General features: G+C 64.2%; 19 protein-coding genes, 1 rRNA gene and 1 riboswitch. Of the genes, 11 read left to right on the top strand and 9 right to left on the bottom strand.

The annotated features are described in order from the left end of the window. Positions 1–3: 3 nt before the first annotated feature. Complete coding sequence (locus G7Y29_RS02985; protein ID WP_165001912.1) at positions 4–783, bottom strand: DUF3027 domain-containing protein; 780 nt, start codon at positions 781–783, stop codon at positions 4–6. Here G7Y29_RS02985 and G7Y29_RS02980 point away from each other — a divergent pair. Both G7Y29_RS02980 and G7Y29_RS02975 read left to right on the top strand, forming a co-directional pair. Next, positions 782–1561 (top strand): glutaminyl-peptide cyclotransferase, encoded by a 780-nt coding sequence (locus G7Y29_RS02980; protein WP_165001911.1) that lies wholly within the window; start codon positions 782–784, stop codon positions 1559–1561. The two genes, G7Y29_RS02985 and G7Y29_RS02980, sit on opposite strands and share 2 nt — an antisense overlap. 20 nt (positions 1562–1581) lie before the next feature. Further along, positions 1582–2076 carry a DUF2771 family protein gene (locus tag G7Y29_RS02975; protein WP_165001910.1) on the top strand — a complete coding sequence of 165 codons (495 nt, stop codon included), beginning with the start codon at positions 1582–1584 and terminating at the stop codon, positions 2074–2076. Here the strand turns inward: G7Y29_RS02975 and G7Y29_RS10935 are convergent. Beyond that, entirely contained in the window at positions 2073–2456 is a 384-nt protein-coding gene (locus G7Y29_RS10935) for a cold-shock protein (protein ID WP_165001909.1), read from the bottom strand. The genes G7Y29_RS02975 and G7Y29_RS10935 overlap by 4 nt on opposite strands. A gap of 338 nt (positions 2457–2794) precedes the next feature. Beyond that, positions 2795–2951: riboswitch (cyclic di-AMP (ydaO/yuaA leader) on the top strand. An 8-nt stretch (positions 2952–2959) separates the two neighbouring features. On the opposite strand from G7Y29_RS10935, the gene G7Y29_RS02965 reads away from it, so the two are divergent. Then, complete coding sequence (locus G7Y29_RS02965) at positions 2960–3613, top strand: resuscitation-promoting factor Rpf1 domain-containing protein (protein WP_165001908.1); 654 nt, start codon at positions 2960–2962, stop codon at positions 3611–3613. Here G7Y29_RS02965 and G7Y29_RS02960 read toward each other — a convergent pair. Together G7Y29_RS02960 and G7Y29_RS02955 are read right to left on the bottom strand one after the other, a co-directional pair. After that, on the bottom strand, positions 3610–5007 hold the full coding sequence (locus tag G7Y29_RS02960) for a YeeE/YedE thiosulfate transporter family protein (RefSeq protein ID WP_165001907.1): 1398 nt from the start codon (positions 5005–5007) through the stop codon (positions 3610–3612). The two genes, G7Y29_RS02965 and G7Y29_RS02960, sit on opposite strands and share 4 nt — an antisense overlap. A 143-nt stretch (positions 5008–5150) precedes the next feature. Further along, positions 5151–5345: a hypothetical protein gene (locus tag G7Y29_RS02955; RefSeq protein ID WP_165001906.1), complete on the bottom strand. Its 195-nt coding sequence runs from the start codon at positions 5343–5345 to the stop codon at positions 5151–5153. A 52-nt stretch (positions 5346–5397) separates the two neighbouring features. Between G7Y29_RS02955 and G7Y29_RS02950 the strand changes: the two genes are divergently transcribed. The 7 genes from G7Y29_RS02950 (at position 5398) to G7Y29_RS02920 (ending at position 15131) form a co-directional block, all read left to right on the top strand. Further along, entirely contained in the window at positions 5398–7509 is a 2112-nt protein-coding gene (locus G7Y29_RS02950; RefSeq protein WP_165001905.1) for a helicase-associated domain-containing protein, read from the top strand. Between the two features lie 27 nt (positions 7510–7536). Further along, on the top strand, positions 7537–8424 hold the full coding sequence (locus G7Y29_RS02945; RefSeq protein ID WP_165001904.1) for an ABC transporter ATP-binding protein: 888 nt from the start codon (positions 7537–7539) through the stop codon (positions 8422–8424). Continuing rightward, positions 8424–9611, top strand: a complete 1188-nt coding sequence (locus G7Y29_RS02940) for an ABC transporter permease (protein WP_165001903.1) — start codon at positions 8424–8426, stop codon at positions 9609–9611. The genes G7Y29_RS02945 and G7Y29_RS02940 overlap by 1 nt, the downstream gene beginning before the upstream one ends. Positions 9612–9623: 12 nt before the next feature. Next, positions 9624–10541 carry an NAD(P)/FAD-dependent oxidoreductase gene (locus G7Y29_RS02935; RefSeq protein WP_165001902.1) on the top strand — a complete coding sequence of 306 codons (918 nt, stop codon included), beginning with the start codon at positions 9624–9626 and terminating at the stop codon, positions 10539–10541. Beyond that, positions 10528–12168 (top strand): DNA repair helicase XPB, encoded by a 1641-nt coding sequence (locus G7Y29_RS02930; RefSeq protein WP_165001901.1) that lies wholly within the window; start codon positions 10528–10530, stop codon positions 12166–12168. The genes G7Y29_RS02935 and G7Y29_RS02930 overlap by 14 nt, the downstream gene beginning before the upstream one ends. Before the next feature lie 10 nt (positions 12169–12178). After that, on the top strand, positions 12179–12820 hold the full coding sequence (locus G7Y29_RS02925) for a DUF3239 domain-containing protein (RefSeq protein WP_165001900.1): 642 nt from the start codon (positions 12179–12181) through the stop codon (positions 12818–12820). 142 nt (positions 12821–12962) lie between these two features. Continuing rightward, the gene (locus G7Y29_RS02920) at positions 12963–15131 is read left to right on the top strand and encodes a YhgE/Pip domain-containing protein (protein ID WP_249399791.1); all 2169 of its coding nucleotides are present in this window, start codon (positions 12963–12965) and stop codon (positions 15129–15131) included. Positions 15132–15358: 227 nt separating this feature from the next. Here G7Y29_RS02920 and G7Y29_RS10930 read toward each other — a convergent pair whose 3' ends face one another. From G7Y29_RS10930 to G7Y29_RS02910, 3 genes are all read right to left on the bottom strand, one after another. Then, positions 15359–15481: a hypothetical protein gene (locus G7Y29_RS10930; RefSeq protein ID WP_268896802.1), complete on the bottom strand. Its 123-nt coding sequence runs from the start codon at positions 15479–15481 to the stop codon at positions 15359–15361. A 628-nt stretch (positions 15482–16109) separates the two neighbouring features. Beyond that, positions 16110–16901 (bottom strand): IS21-like element helper ATPase IstB, encoded by a 792-nt coding sequence (istB, locus tag G7Y29_RS02915; protein WP_165005153.1) that lies wholly within the window; start codon positions 16899–16901, stop codon positions 16110–16112. Continuing rightward, positions 16898–17659, bottom strand: a complete 762-nt coding sequence (locus G7Y29_RS02910) for a Mu transposase domain-containing protein (protein WP_165005155.1) — start codon at positions 17657–17659, stop codon at positions 16898–16900. Before G7Y29_RS02910 ends, istB begins: the two co-directional genes overlap by 4 nt. 60 nt (positions 17660–17719) lie before the next feature. Between G7Y29_RS02910 and G7Y29_RS02905 the strand changes: the two genes are divergently transcribed. Then, a protein-coding gene (locus tag G7Y29_RS02905; protein WP_165005157.1) for an IS3 family transposase occupies positions 17720–18945 on the top strand; the annotation gives its coding sequence in 2 pieces (ribosomal slippage) (positions 17720–17999 and positions 17999–18945; 1227 coding nt in all). Here the strand turns inward: G7Y29_RS02905 and G7Y29_RS02900 are convergent. Together G7Y29_RS02900 and rrf are read right to left on the bottom strand one after the other, a co-directional pair. Next, a complete protein-coding gene (locus tag G7Y29_RS02900; protein WP_196820171.1) occupies positions 18929–19423 on the bottom strand; it encodes a helix-turn-helix domain-containing protein in 495 nt (164 codons plus the stop codon). The two genes, G7Y29_RS02905 and G7Y29_RS02900, sit on opposite strands and share 17 nt — an antisense overlap. 482 nt (positions 19424–19905) lie before the next feature. Continuing rightward, a 5S ribosomal RNA gene (gene rrf / locus G7Y29_RS02895) occupies positions 19906–20023 on the bottom strand. Between the last annotated feature and the right edge of the window lie 3 nt (positions 20024–20026).

Genomic DNA, 20026 nt, shown 5'->3' with positions numbered 1-20026 from the left:
GGTCTAGAAAACCGGTTGCTCGTCGTCGTAGAGGTTCTCCGCGTCGCCGAGATCGGAGCCCGCGACCTTGGTCTCCGAGTGCGCGCCGCAGCCGTAACTGGAGGCGACGAGGTGGCCGTCAGCCGAGTACTCGTTGGCGCATACGCCGAAGTTCTCCCCCAGGGGGTGACCCATGGGGATGTAGAACGCGCACGTGCGGCAGTGCATCGCGGCTAACTCCGCGAATTCGCTGGTCGGTCCGAAATCACCCGTCCGCCAGCGCTGCTTCGCCTCCTCAAGCCCCGTGCTCGTGAGGTACCGGGCGGTCTCGCGTCCGACGAAGGTCACCGCGTCCTTGTCAAACGAGTCGTCGGTCAGACGGTGATCGTCAGGCGCGGGCTCCATCACGTCGCCTGGACCGAGATCTCCGGGGCGCAGCCGCTCGGAATACGGCACCCAGTCCGGCGCCTGAAGGGCGTCGTTGGCCGGCACGAGGGCGACCTCGTTGACGGTCACCCAGCTTGAACCGGTGGCGCAGGCGACAACCGCGTTCCACTCCCACCCGGGGTAGCCGGGCACGTCCGCTTCGAAGCGGTGGGTGGCCACGTTGGGTGACACCGCCGCGACCCCGATGTGCGGGCCGATCTCACCCTCGGCGATCTCCTCAAGGGCCTGACGCGCGGTGGCTACGGCGCCGGAGCCAAGCAGTGGGCTGTTGCTGCGCCTCCCTGAACGGGAGCGGTTCCTGGGCCGAGAGGCGGACTGAGACGCGGGCTGAGACACGGTGCTTATTATAGAGGCCATGCCTCGTTACCTTCTCTGTGCCGTGCCGCTCGCGACGACCGCGCTGTCCTCCGCGCTCGTGTCCTGTGGGGCGCAAGACCAGGTCGAGCGGCTCGTCCCGGTTGTGCAACAGCGTTACGACTTCAACACGGAGAGCTTCACGCAGGGCCTTGAGGTGGCGCAGGACGGCACCTTGTACATCGGGACCGGGCAGGTCGGCGAGTCGCGCGTGTACCGCGCCACCCCCGAGGGCGAGGAGATCGCGAGCGAACAGATCGATCCTGCATTCTTCGGCGAGGGTCTCACCCGCGCCGGTGACGACCTCTGGCAGCTCACCTGGCAAGACGGGGTGGCGATGAGGCGCGACGCCGGGACGCTGGAGGAGCTCGGCCGCACCACGTACGCGGGCGAGGGATGGGGAGTGTGCTCGCGGCAGGGTGAGGTGATTCTCTCAGACGGCACCTCGCAGCTGCGGCGCATGGACCCCGCCAGTTTCGCTGAGCGTGAGCGTTTCACCGTCACCCTCGACGGCCAGCCAGTGCAGCACCTCAACGAGCTCGAGTGCGTGGGTGGTGACATTTACGCCAACGTGTTCCTCACCACCGACATCATGCGTATCGACGCCTCCACCGGCGAAGTCACCGCAGTCATCGATGCCTCGTCCCTGCCCAACAACGCTGCGCCGGACCCGAACAACGTGCTCAACGGCATTGCCCACATCCCCGGCACCGATGAGTTCTACCTCTCCGGCAAGCGTTGGCCCGACCTGTACCGGGTCACCTTCGAGCCGGCCCGTTAGCCTCAGTAGGCTTGTCACCCATGAAGGTTAAGCCGTGGCAGCTTCTCACCGTCCTGATTGTCGGCGCAGTTGTGCTCGTCGGCGGTTTTTACCTCGTGGCCCAGTGGCAGCGGAACAAGCCCGCCGAGCCCGTCCGCGAGATGCAAGTGAGCGTCAGCAGCGGGGAGAACACGCTCGAGGTTGAGCCGTACACCATTTGCGAGCTCGACGCCGAGTGCGACGGTGGCGAGCCCCCCACCATGCCGCTCGACACCTCCGTGGACGTCACGGTTGCCGTGCCGAAGGACTTGGCGTCGACGAGCTGGCGGCTGCTGAGCATTTACGACGACCCGTCCGCCAACGAGGAACAAATATTCCAGTCGGGCGAGGCGACGGACGGCACAGTTCCCGCGGTGAAGGACGGCGCCCAGCTTGTCGTGGCGGAGGTTTCCGCCTTGGCCGTGGACACGAATGACAGTGGTCAGGAGATCCCGGTCATCGCGACGTGGTCGGTCGGGTTCGACGTCGCTTCCTAGGCGTCGAGCTCCTTCGCCATGACCCGCAGGATTTCAGCAACCTGCTTGCCGTGGGCGCGCTCCGGGTACCGCCCCGCCTCCAGGGCCGGCTGAATCTGGGTTTCCAGAACCGTCATCATGTCCGCGAGCAGCTTGTTCAGCTCCTCCGGTTTGTAGCGGTGGCTGGGGCGGCGCTTCGGGTTGTCCAGTACCTTGACTCGCAGCGCTTGGGGCCCACGGCGGCCTGCGGCGAAATCAAACTCGACGCGCTGGCCGGCGACCAGCTCCTCGACGCCTTCGGGCAACACATTCTTGCCTACGAAAACGTCTTCGCCGCCGGGGTTCGACGCGAAACCGAAACCCTTCTCGGTGTCGTACCACTTCACTTTTCCAACGGGCATGCGTCTTCCTTCCTCTCGAGAACCGCCATTGTACTATTCCGGCGCAGCCGCCCTGAGGGTCTCGTGAGGCGAGACCTGTGGACCGCCCTTTGCAACCGTGTCACCTAAAAATGTCCTCAGCGCGTGTTGTGTGACATAAGTCACCTGATCGACGGAGCTGGCTCCTGAGCTGCGGAAGCGCCCACCCCACCAGGGTAGATGTGGCGCGTGGTAAGTCATTTCGTTTCACCTACGTGACTCAATCGTTATAAACCGATATAGTCGCCCGCAGACCCGATCGAGGGCGTATAACCGCATAGCAATTTCTTGAGGCCACGCCGAGTTCTGCCCGGCCTCAACCCTTTCCCAGACACGACTTTTATTGGGCAGAAGCGGAGAACCCACACGCGCATTGCGCAGGAGGACTCTCCTAGGGGTGAAGCCGCGTTCAGCGGCCTGGCACCTTCAGCCAGAACCCGACAGCTAACTTCGCAGGCGGTCAACAAGAGAGGAATAACATCTTCATGGGACGCCACACCAAACAAACCGCATCCTTCGCCAAGAAGGCGCTCGCAGGCACCGCGGCAGCAGCCGCACTCACCGGCATCATGGCGCCGGCCGCTAGCGCCGCCCCGGATTCCGACTGGGATCGCCTCGCGCAGTGCGAAGCCGGCGGCAACTGGAACATCAACACCGGCAACGGTTACTCCGGCGGCCTGCAGTTCTCAGCTTCCACCTGGCGCGCATACGGCGGCGGCGATTTTGCCCCATACGCCTACCAGGCCACCCGCGAGCAGCAGATCATCGTCGGTGAGCGCACCCTGGCCGGCCAGGGTTGGGGCGCATGGCCGGCCTGCTCCGCCCGTCTCGGCCTGAACTCCGCACCGTCCAACCGCGATGCACAGGCTGCTCCGGCGCCCGCACCCGCTTCTTCCGCTCCCGTCGAGGCCTCCGCAGAAACTTCCGCGCAGCCCGAGGCCCTCCAGGTCGACGCCCTCTACAAGGCCATCGCGGCGAACCTGAACAACTACAACCTTGCGGTCCCGGTCCAGATCCAGACCACGTACGCGGCTAACCGCAACGATTACAACGGTTTCTACCTGGCTAACAAGACGCTTATCGACGCCATCCTCGCCGGCGACATCAACGCCGTCATCGCTCAGGTCACGGGCCGCTAACGCGCGGCGTTTTTCACCACGGTGATCTCCCAGCCGGCGTCGCGGTTCTGCACGAAGCCCTCCACCGCGTGGCCGTTGTCGGCAGCCCATTGGGGAATGGACTCCGTCGCCTGGGTGCAGTCGAAGTCGATGACCAGCTTCTCGCCGTCGTCAAGCTCACTGATCGCGTCCTTCGCTTCGATCAGCGGGAAGGGGCACACGGCGCCGAGCGTATCCAGCTTGTAGCGGCCGGGCCCGACTGGCCGCGCCTTGGTAACTTTCTTCTGCGCCGCGGGCACGGTAATGAGACCCGTGGCAACTTGGAAACCTCCTGCGGAGGAAGTAGTGAGCACCGCGTCCTCCGCGGAATGGATGGAGTCCTCAGTGGAATAGGTTCCGGCTGCGGTCGGCGCGGCAACCGCGGAGGGCTTGAGCCAGATCTTCGATCCTACGTAAACCCCGAACGCGATAAAACCGAGGGCGACCCAGCCCTGGTAGCTAAACAGGGAGGTCTGGACCATGCCGTTGCCGACGGTGCAGCCGCCGGCCAGTGCGGCACCGACTCCCATTCCGACGCCGCCGACGATCGAACGCACCGTCGTAGTTGCGTCCGGAACGCGGACACGGAATTCTCCGGAGGCCTTGGCAGCGATGAACGCGCCGACGAGGAGTCCGAGCACAAGCAGCGTGCCCCAGTTGAGGAACTTCGGGTCGGCCGTGGTGACGTAGGAAACGGTGTGGGCGGTCGGGGTGGTGATACCCAGGCCGTCGTTGCGCCCGGTCGCTGCCGACAGCGGCCACGCGATGACGCCGAGTAGGCCGATCAGTGCGCCAGCGGTGTAAGGGTGGAGCGCTTTCTTGTACCACGGCTGCTGGAGGGAGACCTTCGGGCGCACCGCGTCCTCCGTGAGGTAGTGGTGTGCCGCCCACGCGGTGGCCAGCGACAGCGCGATGGCGAACCACCAGGCAGGGATGCCGAATGTCTGAGGCAGCGTGGTCCAGCCGGTATCCCACTGTCTCATCCAGGTCTCGAAGGGATGGAGGACACCGTTCTTCATCGCCGCCGCGGACAGTCCGTAAAAGATCAGTGCGAACCAAGATCCAACGAGCCCCTCAGCGGAGCGGTACCAGGTGCCTGAGGCGCAGCCACCGGCGAGGACGATGGAGAGTCCGAAGATGAAGCCGCCGACGATGACGGCCGCGGGCTGGAACGTGCGGTAGTCCGGCGCGATGACGCCGAGCGAGGTCAGCGCGGCGAGACCGACGGCGTGGACCGAGATGACGATGAAGAGGGCGACGAGACCGCGGCCCTTCTTCTGCAGAAAGACATCGCGCATCATGCCGGTCACGCAAAAACGTCCCCTCTGCATGATTGCGCCGAGGGCGACGCCGACGAGAAGGCCCGAAGCGAGCATGTAATTCCTCCGTGTGCGGGGTGGATGTGAACGCTCCAGACCGTACCCGATTCCTCACCGCTTTGTCTACGCTTTACGTACCAAGCTGTCTAGAGTGGCTGTGCCGAGAAAACCCCCGCACCAGGCGGGGGCAGAAATTCCAGCTAGCGGTTGATTCGGGTGGTCGTGTGTACGTACCCGATCTCTTCGTACGGGCGCGGCAGAACCAGCTCGTCACCAAAGGGGCTGGAAGCGCCTGCGAGCTTGGAGGAGATCTCCGTCACCGGGTGACCGTTACCAGGGGTATCTACGGGCCACGCCGGGTTCGCGCGGCCGATCTTGTCAACGTTGGAAGCCATGGCCACATTCTTTCACGTCCGCGACGGAAACGCACGTAAACTCACCCCCACCATGTCTGCCCCGCTATCCACCCCGCTTTCCACACTGCTTTCCGCCCTGTCCGAAATGGGCGACGCGGAGTTGCGCGAGCTCATCCGCATCCGGCCGGACGCGACGTTTCCCGCTCCCCCGTCGCTGGCCTCCCTGGCCACCCGGCTCACCCTCCCGGGCTCAGTGGCGCGTGCCCTGCGGCGCCTCACGGCCGCTGACATTGCCCTTTTGGAAACGCTCGGTGACATGGGGGCGGAGCTCGACCCAGTGCCCCTGAGCAGTATCAACCTCCCCTTCCAGCTCGCCGGCCCCCTAAACAAGCTGCGCAGCCACGCACTGCTCCTCGGCCCCGACGACGGGCTGCGTGTCGCCCCCGGGGTACTCTCCGCGCTTCCGTCCGGCTGGCGCATCCTCGATCCCGCGCCCGACAACCTCGCCGAGGCCCTGTCTTCCATCAGCCCGCGCGAGCGCCAGGTTTTAGAAACTCTCGCCGCCTCCGGTTCCATCGGCACCACCCGCGGCGCCGCCCCCGACGCCGACCCGGACTTGCCTGTGCCGCGCCTCATCTCTCGCGGGCTTCTTGCCCGAGTGAACGCCACCACCGTGCGCCTGCCGCGCCCGGTCCGCGAAATGCTGCGCTGCGCGGCGGTGCGTACTTACCCGCTCGAACCCCACCCGCCGTCGGAACCCGTCGAGCAATCGCTTATCGACGCGACCTCCACCGCCGCCGGGCTCGAATCAGTGCGTCAGATGCGCCAGCTGCTCACCCACCTCATCGCCGCACCGGTGGAGCTGAACAAGGACGGAAGCGTCGGCGTGCGGGCCGTCGCCGCTCTGACCAAGGCCCTCGGTTTCGACCCCTCGCTCACCGTTACGGTGGGCGAGTCCGCCGGGCTCCTGGGGCGCGGCGACGTGGGCGAGGACACGGGTGCTCTCGCCGCGACCCGCGACGGACTCTCTTGGATGGACTCGCCGCTCGCGCAGCAGTGGGCCGTTCTCGTGGTGGGATGGCTCGCGTCCCCATGGCGCGCCGATTCCGGGGCGAGGCTGCTCAGCGAGGAAACGCGCGCGCCGGAGATCCGCAGCGCTCGGTGGGGCGTCGTCAAGCTCTTCGCCCCTGGGCCGCTGAGCCGCGACGACCTGGACGCCGACCTGCACCACTTCTCCCCCATCCTCGCCGCCGGTATGTCACCGCAGCTGATCAGCGCCGTGGTGCGCGAGGGCCACCTCGTCGGGGCACTCGCGGAGAACTCCGCGGCAGCGCCGCTGACCGCCCTCATCGAGGGCAGGGACATCGTCGCCGCCACCCGTGACCTCGTGCCGGACGAAGTGGACTACCTGATTCCGCAGGCGGACATGACTATCCTCGCCCCCGGGCCGCTCACTCCGGAGATGACCGCGGTGATTGAGTCGTTCGCCGATCTCGAGTCCCCCGGCGTGGCCAGCGTGTACCGCGTCACCGCCAGCTCCGTGCGCCGCGCGCTGAACTCCGGGCGCACCGGACCCGAGCTCAAAGCGTGGTTGGGCGCGCACGCTGTCGGCGAGGTGCCGCAGGGCATCACCTTCGCCATCGATGACGCCGCGCGCCACCACGGTGCGCTGCGCGCGGGCACAGCGCTGAGCTACCTGCGCAGCGATGACGAAGCACTTATCGCGTCGGCCGCCGCGGCAATCCCCCAGCTGTCGGTGTTAAGCCCCACCGTCGCCGTCTCACAGCTACCGCTGCCGGAGTTGATGGCGCTACTTCGCGCATGCGGTTTCCAGCCCGCCGCAGAGGACGAATCCGGTGCAGCGCTGACCGTGGCCCCCGAACCACAGCTGGTCGCACCGACTCCTTCAACCATCCCCCGCGAGCGCGCAGTAGATCCCGAACACGTCGATGCTGTTCTTCAGGCGCTGCGCTCTACGGCCGGCAGCGAAACCGATGGGGGTGACTTCCTGCCTACGCTGCACGCCGCGGCGCGCTCGCGCCGCCATGTGACCATCGGTTACGTGGACAAGAACGGCCGGGGTCAACAGCTCACCGTCTTGCCGCTGTCTGTTACTGCGGGACAAGTCGACGCGCTCGACGAGGCGACGGAGAGGGTCGTGCGCATCGCGCTGCCGCGGGTGACCAAAGTGGAACTGACGTGACCGCGTTCAGGTAGTACCATCCGGCACATGATCACACTCGAAATCAGAAACCTCAGCAAACGCTTCGGGGAGACCCAGGCGCTCGACGGGATGAGCCTCACCGTCCAACCCGGTGAGATCTACGGTTTCGTAGGGTCGAACGGCGCAGGTAAATCGACCACAATGCGCATCGCTCTCGGTGTCCTGGCCACGGACGAGGGTGAGGTGCTTTTCGACGGCCGCCAGCTCACCGACGACACCCGACGGCGCATCGGTTACATGCCCGAGGAGCGCGGGCTGTACGGCAAAGAAAAGATCCTCGACCAGCTCATCTTCCTGGCCAGACTCCACGGGGTGAGCGCGGCGAACGCCACCCGCAATGGCACGCAGCTGCTGGAGGAACTAGGTCTCGGTGAGCGGCTGGACGACAAGCTCGACGACCTCTCGTTAGGCAACCAGCAGCGCGTCCAGCTCGCCGCCAGCCTGATCCACGATCCCGACGTGCTCATCCTCGACGAGCCTTTTTCCGGCCTCGACCCCGTCGCCGTCGATGTGATGAGCCGGATGCTGGTCTCCCGGGCGAAGGAGAACGGCGTACCCGTAATCTTCTCCTCCCACCAGCTCGACCTGGTGCAGCGTTTGTGCGACCGGATCGGCATCGTCGCCCACGGCCGCATGGTGGCGGAAGGCGGCGTCGACGAGCTGCGCCAGCGCGGACCGCTGCGCTACCGCGTGGGCACCACCGCCCGGGACTGGTACCCGGCCGGCACCGAGCTAGTCCACGATGGCGCAGACCACGTGGTCCTGGAAGTCGCCGACCGCGACCCCGGTGCGGACCAGCGCATCCTCCACGCAGCTCTCGCCGCCGGCGAGGTGCACGAATTCACCCGCGTCGTCCCCAACCTCACCGACCTGTTCAAGGAGGCCGTGCAGTAATGGCAGGCAACAGCTCCTACTCGTCCACCCAGACGATCACTACCACCGCAGCCCGCGAGATCCAGGTCCTCGCCCGCACAAAATCCATCTGGATCACCGTCGCACTCCTTCTCGTCGCTGTGGTCGGCATGATCGGCTTCTTTACGTGGCAGGTTAACAAGGACGACGCAGCGGACGCGACGCCCGTCGCGGTCGTCGGTGTCCCAGCGAGCGCTTTCGAAGGCTCCGGCTTCGACATTCGTGAGGTCACCGACCGCGCCGAGGCCGAACAGCTCGTGCGCAACGGCGATGTCGACACAGCAATCGTTGCCGGCCCGCAAGGTTGGGAGGTGCTGGAGGACGGGGGGCCGTCGATAAGCACTGTAAGCCAGATCCAGGGGATCGCGACCGGATACGCCAGCTCGCAAGCGCTTGAGACGCTGGGAATCACGGCCGAACAGTACGCCTCCGCGGTGCCGGACACGGCCGTAACCACCGTCGATGTATCTGACGGCGGCGAGCGATCCCCGGCCGACTTCGCGCGACTGCTCACGGCGTTCGCCGCGCTAATGGTGATTGTCTTCACGATTATCCTGTTCGCAGCCAACATCGGTAGCCGCGTCACAGCCGAGAAGTCGTCGCGCGTTGTCGAGCTTGTCCTCGCCGCCGTGCGGCCCATGGATTTCCTCGCCGGGAAAATCCTCGGCAACGTCATCTTCGGCTTCGCGCTCACGGCGCTGATCATCGGTGTTGGCGCGGCAGCTTTGGCCGCCTCCGGCCTGACCGAGAGCATCGATTTCGACTGGGGCATTCTCCCCATCATGCTGCTGGCCTGGTTACTCGCCATGCTGTTCTTCGGCGCGCTCTACGCCGCTGCCGGATCGATGGTGCAGCGCACGGAGGATCTCCAGTCCACCCAGGCGCCCATCCTGTTCCTCCTCATCGGCTCGATGTACATCCCGCTGTTCGGGTGGATGAACACTTCGGCGGCGTGGATGCAGGCCCTAAGCTGGATTCCCCCGTTCTCAATCTTTACCGCGCCCATCACCTACGCGGCCGGAGACCTCACGCTGGCCCAGCTGCTCGGCTCGTTCGCGCTGGCCGCGGCGGCGACAGCTGCAGTGGTCTGGGTGGCCGCGCGCATCTACCGCAACTCCATCCTCAACAACGGCCGCAAGATGTCGTGGAGGCAGGCGATCACGGCCTGATAGCGTGGGTGCATGCCCGAATTGATTGACGTAGCCATCGTCGGAGGCGGGCCCGCGGGTCTCGCCGCCGCGGTCACCCTCGGCCGCAGCTTGCGCACGGTCGCGCTTGTCGACGCCGCCTCCCCCCGCAACCGCTTCTCCACCCACGCCCACAACGTGCTCGGCAACGAGGGGATCTCCCCCGCCGACTTGCTGGCCAAGGGCCGCGAGGAGGCGGCAAGTTACGGGGCGGCGCTTGTCGACGCCACCGTCACCCGCATCACCGGCACGCGCGGCGACTTTACTGTCTTTTACGACGGCGGGGAGGTCCGCGCCCGCCGGATTGTGCTCGCCACCGGCCTGACCGACGTCCTCCCCGAGCTCGACGGCCTCGCGGAGGGCTGGGGCACCGACGTGCTCCACTGCCCCTACTGCCACGGCTACGAGGTGCGGGGCCAGAAGATCGCCGTCATCGCGACCGATCCGGGCGCGGCCCACCAGGCGAAACTCTTCGGCAACCTGTCGGACCACGTCACGGTCGTCCCGTTGGACCACCGACCCGACGAGGAAGAATGTGCGGAGCTGACACGCCTTGGCGTAGTAGTTTCCGGCTCCACCGCCGCGCGCGCGGTGCGGGAAAATGGCGCGCTGCGCGGGGTCGAGCTCGCCGATGGAACGCTAGTAAAGGCCGACGCCGCCGTCGTCGCCCCGCTCATGAGACCCAACCTGGAGCTCTATGAATCCCTCGGCGGCCGTCCAGAGACCAACTCCGCCGGTGTGAAGTGCGTTGACACCGGCGAGGGCGGTAAGACGGACATCGACGGGGTGTGGATCGCAGGCAACGTCTCCAATATCGGCGCCATTGTCATCTCCTCTGCTGCCTCCGGCGTGTCCGCCGGCGCGGCGATCAACATGGACCTCATCGAGGAGGCCGCGCGTGCCAATGGGTGACGGCCCGCTGATTGTCCAGTCGGACAAGACGGTGCTTCTCGACGTCAACCACGCGCAGGCTGCTCAGGCCCGCGCCGCGCTCGCCCCGTTTGCCGAGCTGGAACGAGCGCCGGAGCACGTCCACACCTACCGCATTACCCCTTTAGCGTTGTGGAACGCGCGCGCTGCCGGGTTCGACGCGGAACAGGCCGTCGATACGCTTGAGCGCTTTTCGCGCTTCCCCGTCCCGCAGCCGCTGCTTGTCGACGTCGCCGAGACCATGGCCCGTTACGGCCGCATCAGGCTGGTCAACCACCCCGCGCACGGGCTCGTGCTCGAGGCTGAGGACGCCGCCATCCTCACCGAGATCACCCGGCACAAGGCGATCAAGCCGCTGATTGGCGCCGCCATCGACGATGTCACCGTTCCCGTCCACCCTTCCGAGAGGGGCCGCGTCAAGCAGGAGCTGACGAAGATCGGCTGGCCCGTGGAGGACCTCGCTGGCTACGTTGACGGAGAATCCCACCCGATCGAGCTCACGCACGACGGCTGGGAGCTGCGCGACTACCAGCAGTACGCCGCCGAGTCGTTCTGGGAGGGCGGCTCCGGCGTGGTGGTTTTGCCCTGCGGCGCCGGCAAGACAATCGTCGGCGCGGCATCGATGGCGCAGGCGAAGACCACGACGCTAATCCTGGTCACCAACACCGTCGCCGGGCGGCAGTGGCGCGATGAACTGCTGCGCCGCACGACTCTGACCCCAGAGGAGATCGGTGAGTACTCCGGCGAGCGCAAGGAGATCCGCCCCGTCACCATCGCGACCTACCAGGTGGTCACCCGCAAGACGAAGGGTGAATACCGCGCCCTCGAACTCTTCGATTCGCGCGACTGGGGGCTGATCATCTACGACGAGGTTCACCTCCTCCCCGCGCCTGTCTTCCGCATGGCCGCAGATCTGCAGTCGCGCCGGCGCCTCGGGTTGACAGCTACGCTCGTGCGCGAGGACGGCCGTGAGGACGACGTGTTTTCCCTCATCGGCCCGAAGCGTTACGACGCCCCCTGGAAAGAGCTCGAGATGGCCGGTTACATCGCCGCCGCCGAGTGCGTCGAGGTGCGCACGCAGCTTTCCGGGGAGGAGCGTATGGCCTACGCCACCGCCGAGACCCGGGAGCGCTACCGCCTGGCGGCGACGTCGGGGGCCAAGAACGCGGTCGTCGACAAGCTTCTCGCACGCCACGAGGGAGAGCAGATCCTCATCATCGGCGCGTACGTCGACCAGCTCGAGGAAATCGCCGCGCGCACGGGCGCCCCGCTGGTGCACGGTACGACCTCCACGAAGCGGCGCGAGGAAGCCTTCGACGCGTTCCGCCGCGGTGAGATCCGCACCCTGGTGGTGTCCAAGGTGGCGAACTTCTCCATCGATCTACCCGAGGCCGCAGTGGGCATCCAGGTCTCCGGCACCTTCGGTTCGCGCCAGGAGGAGGCGCAGCGCCTCGGCCGCCTGCTGCGCCCGAAGGCCGACGGCGGCGGGGCCCTGTTCTACACCGTCGTGGCGCGCGACACCCTCGACGCGGAGTACGCGGCACGCCGCCAGCGCTTCCTTGCCGAGCAGGGTTACGCCTACCGGCTCGTTGACGCGGACGACCTTTAATATGTAGGTCATGAGCGCTTTCAGGTTTGACGTCGACGAGGATTGGGCCAAGCAGAACAACGAGATGCTGCGCGACACCCGGTACCTCGTGATCTCCGGTGTGGCCCTCTTTGTGATCTGTCTCACTGCCGCCGTCCTGGTCTGGCTGTTTGTCGACCCGGCCTCGCCCTGGCACCTGCTCGGCTCGCTCGGCCTCGGACTGTTCGGCGTGATGATGCTCGTCGTCGGCCTAGCCATCCCCCGCTCCGTCGGCACCGCGCAGTCGCTTTACGACGCCCACCCCCTCGCCCCGGCCATCATCGCCGACCATACGGGTACGCGCACCACGCTGCTGGCTCTGGTGAACACCACCGTCGACGATTCCGCGCCGCGCTGGGCGCTGACCTCGCGCGACGTCCAGTCGGTGCCCCACACCGACGGATCCGTGGGAGCAAAAGTCCCGGTTGCGGCGGTAGGAGGCCAGCGCAGCGCCGCTGAGAAGAACAACTGGCAGGTGGTCGCCCCAATGCCGATCGCATGGGGCACTCCGGACAAGGCCGTGGTTGACCGTGCCGTCGACTCCATCCCGGCGGAACTGTGGCGCACGCTTGAAACCTCGAAGAAGCGCCTGGAAGAGGTGCAGAAAGCGAAGAATAATCTGCTTCGCCTCTAAATGACGGCAGTGTGACGGGGGTAACCTATTCCTGCGCAAAATGAGTGAAATCACCGTCGGTGCGCTTAGGATGCATTAACTTAGTTTCCTAAGCGAAATTCACCCGTCTCTTGGCGGGACTTCATCCGAAAGGAAGTCCGCTGTGTCAACGAAGCTCACTGCAGGTGGGGGCACCGTCCCCGAAGGTTCTGCCGGATCTCAGCCCACGCGCATGGCGCGGGTTCTCAACTGGCGCCCTATTAGCGCCGCTGCCCGCGTCGGCATCGTGCTTTTGCTCGTCATTCCGCTTCTCATGGCGGCCACTTTCATGTGGTCCATGTGGGATCCGTCGAAGACGCTGCCCAACGTTCCCCTCGCAGTGGTCAACCACGACAAGGGTGCGGAGAACGGCGGAGAGTTCCGCGTCGTGGGCGACGAAGTGGTCAAGGGCCTGCTCGACACCGAATACCTGGACTTCGAAGAACTTTCGGACGAGGAAGCCCACCTCGGCCTGACCAAGGGTGACTACCTGTTCGTGGTCACCATTCCAGAGGACTTCTCGGAGCGCACAGTCTCGCTGATCTCCGACGACCCGCGCCAGTCCGAGGTGCTCGTGGAGTACAACGATTACGGCGGCACCAACGGCAAGATCATCACCTCGTCGTTGATCCCGCAGCTTCAGGCCGAGGTCTCCTCCACCATCTCGGAGACATACGCGACGGAGACACTGACCGGCCTCAACTCGCTCGGCGACGGCATCAAGCGCGCCGCCGACGGTGCCGGCAAGATCGACGACGGCCTCGGCCGCCTCCAAGAGGGTACGGGCCGCGCGGTGGACGGCATCACCCAGCTTGACAGTGGCGCGACCGACCTGAACAACGGTGCCGTGCAGCTCGACGCGGGCGCGACGGAGCTGAATAACGGTGCGGGAGAGCTCAACGCGGGCGCGCTCCGCCTAGAGGACGGTGCCGCTCGGCTTAATGACGGCCTCCTCACCCTGAAGGACGGCACCACCCAGCTCGGCGACGGTGCCGCCCAGATCGACGGCGGCGTGCAGCAGCTCACAGGGACACTTATCCCGCTGTTGGAGCAGGTTCAGGGCGTTGTCACCCAGGTGACTCCCATTATCGGAACCATGCGCAGCGTTGGACTCAACGAGCAGGCGGACAGCCTTGAAGCTTCTCTCGGCCGCCTCGACCCCGCCAACCCCCAAAACATGGTCAACGAGCTCAACCGCCTGCGCGCCGGCACCGCCGAGCTCAGCTACAACCTGAATAGCCCGGACGCCCCGTACATCAGCGGCGTCAATCAGCTTGTCGACGGCTCCGCCCAGCTAGCTTCGGGCTCCACCGAGCTACGCGCCGGCACGGACCGCCTCGCCGCGGGCACCGTGCGCCTGAAGGACGGCACCACTCAGCTTGCCGACGGCACCGTGCGCCTGAAGGACGGCACCACTCAGCTTGCCGACGGCGGTGTCCAGCTCACGGACGGCGTCAACCAGCTCAAAGACGGCTCCGGCGAACTCAAGGCGAAGCTCGACGAGGGCGCAGAAAAGGCACCCGTCGTCTCCTACGTCGACCGCTCTGCACAGCAGATGGCAGTTCCGATCATCTTCGAGGAAGCCAACATGCACCCGACGCAGGCGGTTGTCGACCCCACTAACCCGACCGTCAAGACCATCGAGAGCGGCTTCTCCATCATCGTGATGCTCGTCTTCGGTTACCTCATCATGGCGGTCCTTTCGGCCCTGCTCCCCCACGTTGTCGGACGCCGCTCGGAGAGCCGCACACCGGCCGGCCCGGTTCTCAGGGCTTTCCTCCTCATTTTCGGCATCAACCTGCTCGTCATGGCGGTCTTCACTGCAATTTCGGTGCTCACCGGCTGGCGTCCAGACAACTGGCTCACAATGGGCCTGGTGATCACTCTGATCGCGGCAAACGGCGCCGCAATGTTCCAGTTCTTCCGCATCCTTTTCGGACGCCTTGTCGGCGGGTTGTTCTCCGTGGGCTTCTTCACCCTGGGACTCTTCGTCTTCGGCGGCGTTTGGCCCTTGCCGACGATTCCGGGTCCGCTGCAGTTCTTCCACCGGATCCACCCGATGAGCTACGCCCGCTACGGATTCATGCGCGCCACCGACGGCCTGTACGACTCCACGTTCATCACCGCGATTATCGTTCTCATCGCCTTCTCCGTGGCAGCTCTGATCGCCTCTATCGTTATCTACAACACGCGACGCCACGGCGCAGCTGAGGAACTGGCTGAAGATGGCCTCACCCTCGAGTCCGGAAATGCCCGAGTCGGCGAACAGCCGCTGTCCCCGATCGTCCGCTAACTTCCGCTCCATTCGATAAGGGCCGCCTCTTTCTGGAGGCGGCCCTTTTGGGTATGGAGATCGATCAGGAGCCACACATTGAGCCCCCTCTGGAAAGTTAGACGGTGCCAGTACCCGACTCGGTGAAAGGCCCCGGCGGTTTCGGGCTACTTCTCAACACCCCGGACACGGGCCGACTTAGCCAACGGTGTTAGCGACGGTCGAAATGTAAGCGAATGTGGTCGTAGTTATTGTGCCTGATGTGGGTTTAGTTCGGGGGTTGTTAGTGCGGGCGTTTCGCGTCCTTTGATGCGGTAGCTGACGCCGCGGTGTTGGAAGATTTTCTCGTGGTGAACGATGCGGTTACCCATGGCGGTGGCTCCTCTGGGGCTAAATGCTCAGGAGCTCTGCAGTCGCGGAGTCCGCATTGCGGAGTTTTCGTGTCGGACCGCTCTGTGCCTGAATGCCCTGGGGCTCTGCCGTGGTGGAGTCCGCATTACTAAGTGCCTGCGGCGTGCCGGACCGGTTGTATCCGCAGGAACTCTGCAACTGCAAAGTCCGCATTGCGGACTTTTTCTTATCCAATCCGTTGATCTCGGGGGAACTCTGCAGCGGCGGAGTCTGGTGTCGGAGGCGGAGTCCGCGTTGCGGCGTTTTGGTGCCGGCTCGTTCTGTGGATGAACCGGCCGGGGTCTCTGCAACGGCAGTGGCGGAGTTTGGTGTCGGAGTCTGAGTCCGCAATGCGGAGTACACACGGCGCGCCCGATTCGATGTTTCTGCAGGAACTCTGCCGCGGCGGAGTCCGCATTGCGGAGTACACACGGCGCGCCCGATTCGATGTTTTTGCAGGAACTCCGCCGCGGCGGAGTCCGGTGTCGGAGGCGGAGTCCGCATTGCGGACTTTCTTATGTCCGGTCCGTTGTTTTCGCAGGGTGTTAGCGACGGTCGAATTGTAGCCCAGTTGCGACGGTTGAAAAGTAGCCCATTTTCGTGTGTTTCTTATTCTGCCTGACGTTCAGCGGTGATCGACGGTAGGACACTTTCTCGGCCGGCGATTCGGTAGCTGGTGCCTGTGTGCGTGAAGATTTCCGCGTGATGGACGATGCGATCAATCATCGCGGCGGCGACGGTGACGTCACCGAAGCATTCGCCCCAGCGGGAAAACGGCAGGTTCGACGTCATGATCAACGAGCCGCGCTCATATCGGTTGGACACTAGCTGGAAGAACAGGTTCGCTGCTTCTGCCTCGATCGGGACGTAGCCCACCTCGTCGATGATGAGCAGGTGGTAGCGGTTGAGTTTGGTCAACAATGTTGTCAGCCCGCCTGTGCTGTGGGCTTGGGTCAGGCGGGTGATCCATCCGGCGGCGGTGTCGAAAGCGACCCGGTAGCCTTGCCGGGCTGCGATGACCCCTAACCCAGTTGCCAGGTGCGTTTTGCCGGTGCCCGGCGGGCCGAGGAAGATGACGTTTGCGGCCTCGGTGATCCATCCGCCGGTTTCCAACCGGGCGATACGGGCCCGGTCGAGTGCGGGCTGGGTGGAAAAGTCGAACTCGTCAATCGTTTTAATCTGGGGAAAGCCCGCCCTTTTTATCCGGCCTGCGGCGCCGGATTCCGCCCGGGCCGACGCTTCGACCGACAGCACCGCTGCCAAGTATTCCTCGTAGGTCCACGACGCTTGGCGTGCCTTCTCGGCGATGGTCGCATAGTCTGATCCGATTCGCGGGGCCTTCAGCGCCCTGGCCAGATACGCCAGTTCGGAGTCGATTGTGGTGTGTTGTGGACGGGTCATGACTCTACCTCCAGTTCGGTCAGCCGGTCGTAAATGTTCAGGTCTGCCTGTTCGACCTCGAGCTCCTGCGGCGAAACAGGTGGCGTGGCCAGTTGGCGGCGCATCTGCTTCGCAGTGGCGGCGTGCATCGGGTCAGTGATTGTCTGATGTGTGCCCCACACCCGTTCGTGGCGGGCGACGATCGTCCCGTCCGGGGCGCGCACGACCACCTGCTCCAAGCCAGCGTGGACGGTGACAATTCGGTTGATCATTCGCGGATCCACTGAATAGTGGTTGGCGTCGACGGCGACGTAGTAGTTACGTGGCAGCCGCACCTGTCGTAGCACATCGATCTGCGGGGGATACGGCGGCAAAGCGGCCATGTGCGCCTTGTCGGCTGTCCAAGCCACCGCCGGAATTTTCCTTGTGGTCGCGTGGATACGCTGGTTAGCCACCTCAGTAATCCACTCGTCGAGCTGGCGTTGGGCATCTGCTGGGCACGTGAAATCGCGGCCGGGGAAAAACGAGGACTTCAGATACCCGTTGGCCCGCTCCACCACGCCTTTAGTTTCCGGATCACGAGGTGGAGCCTGTTGAATCCTGGTGCCCAAAATGCCAGCAAAAGACAGCACCGGCTGGGTGAGCGCCTTTTGCCCAATTCCAGTCTCTCGGTCCCACAACAACTGCTCAGGTACGGCCTGAAACGATGTCGACAACAATGCCCACATCCCTGCAACAAGATCTGCGGTCGTGCGTGTCGGCAGCACACGCGCGGCCATGAACCTCGAATTGAAGCGTCCTGGGTTTAGTTCCTACCTCAGCTAAGGAAGGATTGAACTATGCCTAGAAAGTATTCCGTCGAGTTCAAGGAGAAGGCGGTCCATCAGATCATCGAAATGGTCCGCCTGGAGTCTTGCTCACTGCAACGCGCCTACACGGAGGTCGGTGAGCTGCTTGGTGTATCCCACCACACGTTGCGGGCTTGGTACCGTGACAGCGCTTCAGTACGCGATAATTCTGACGCTTCAGGCGGCGAAACAATGGAAGAAGAACTCAGGCGTCTGCGTCGTGAAAACCGCGAACTGAAACGAGCAAACGGGATTCTTAAGACAGCTTCGGCTTTTTTCGCGGCGGAACTCGACCGACCCACGACCAAATGATCTCCTACATCGACGCGTACAAAGATCAATTTGGGGTCGAGGCCATCTGCAGAGTTCTAAAACAGGCAGATCGTGGATTCATCACCTCTCGTGGCTACCGCAAGGCGACCACTCGTGTTCCCAGTGCAAGGGCCTTAAGCGATAGCCTGCTCATCCCAGAGATACAGCGTGTGCATGCGGAGAATTTCTCGGTCTACGGCATCCGCAAAATGTGGCACGCGATGAACCGTGAAGGCGTTCATATTGGTCGCGACAAGACCGCACGTCTGATGAAACTCGCAGGCGTTTCTGGCCGCAGACGTGGGCGAACCCCACTAACTACGATCAGCCCGAAGACACCGGATCATCGCCCGGACCTTGTGCGCCGAAACTTCCGTGCGCAGGCACCAGGCAGGCTTTGGGTTGCCGACATTACCTACGTTCGCACCCTGTCAGGATTCGCTTATACAGCGTTTGTCGTGGATGTATTCAGCCGAAAAATTGTTGGTGTCGCTACACGCTCGACAATGCGCACCAACGCGCTGCCGATGGAGGCTTTGGAGCATGCGTTAACGACTGCAGGGCGAATCCATGGAAACCAGCTAATTCACCACAGCGATCGGGGCAGCCAGTATGTGTCACTGAAGTATTCCACTGCGCTAGCTGAGTCAGGAATCCGCCCGAGTGTGGGAACAGTCGGCGATTCTTACGACAATGCACTAGCCGAAACAGTCAACGGTCTCTACAAGGCTGAACTGATTCATGCCCAGGGCCCGTGGACGTCGGTCGGAGAAGTCGAACTGGCCACCTTGCGGTGGGTGCATTGGTGGAACACTAAGCGACTTCACGAAGCATTGGACTACGCCACCCCACAGGAAGTAGAAACCGAGTACTATCTCACCGAGCCCATCAACACAGGGCCGTAAAAGAAGCGGAACTAAACCCAGGACGCTTCAAATACGACGCCACCATCACCAGCACCGGAAACGCCACTTTCTGCCCGGTCCCGTCGGGAATCCCGCCAGCGGGGAAAGTCAGATCACACTGGATTTGCTCACCAGGGCGGTGAATCAGCGTGTCCACCGGGTCCGCCTGCTGGTAGTCGGGGCGGATGCGGCGCACATTATCGCGAAACCATGTGATCGACCCACACCACCCCACACGCTGCGCGATCACAGTGGCAGGCAACGTCGGGGTCTGCTCCAGCAGGGCACGCACCCGCGATTCAAACGGGGTGAAGCTGTTTTCGGTGCTTGCACGCTTCTTGTACACAGGCGGCGCATCTGAGGCCAACGCCCTTTCCACCGTCTTTTTCGAGCAGCCAACTTCAGCCGCGATTTTCCTGATCGACAGGCCCTGCCGACACAGATACCTGATCTTGGCCCAATCTTCCACGGAAATCACCCATCCAATCTTGTCGGTGGGCTACTTTTCGACCGTCGCAAGTGGGCTACTTTTCAAGCGTCGCTAACACAGGGACTCTGCCGTGGCGGAGTCTGGAGTCGGGGCGGAGTCCGCATTGCGGAGTACACAGCGGCCCCAACCGGTTGTTTCTGCAGCAGCTCCGCTGTGGCGGTGTCCGCATTGCGGAGTTTCTTGTGTCCGATCCGTTGATCTCGGTGGGCCACTACGTCCGCATTGCGGAGCTTCTCCGGCCCGGTCTGTTGTTTGTGCAGGAACTCTGCCACTGCGGGGTCCGCATTGCGGACTTTGTCGTGCCCAGTCCGTTGATCTCGCGGCAACTGTGCAGTGGCGGAGTTTGGTGACGGAGTCTGGTGTCGGGCCCGGAGTCCGCATTGCGGAGTTGTGGGGTGCGATGGGGACAGCCCGCAACCGGTCCACCGTGGTGGTGGGGGTTGCGGGCTTTGGTGTTGATGAAGTTGTTGGGTCGGCGGTAACTTACTCTCCCACCCCCTCCCGGGGGCAGTACCATCAGCGCGGGCGGGCTTAGCTTCCGGGTTCGGAATGGGTCCGGGCGTTTCCCCGCCGCCATCAACCACCGACACA

It is taken from the genome of Corynebacterium qintianiae (assembly GCF_011038645.2).
Lineage (GTDB): Bacteria > Actinomycetota > Actinomycetes > Mycobacteriales > Mycobacteriaceae > Corynebacterium > Corynebacterium qintianiae.
This window is presented reverse-complemented; position numbering and strand designations above follow the sequence as displayed.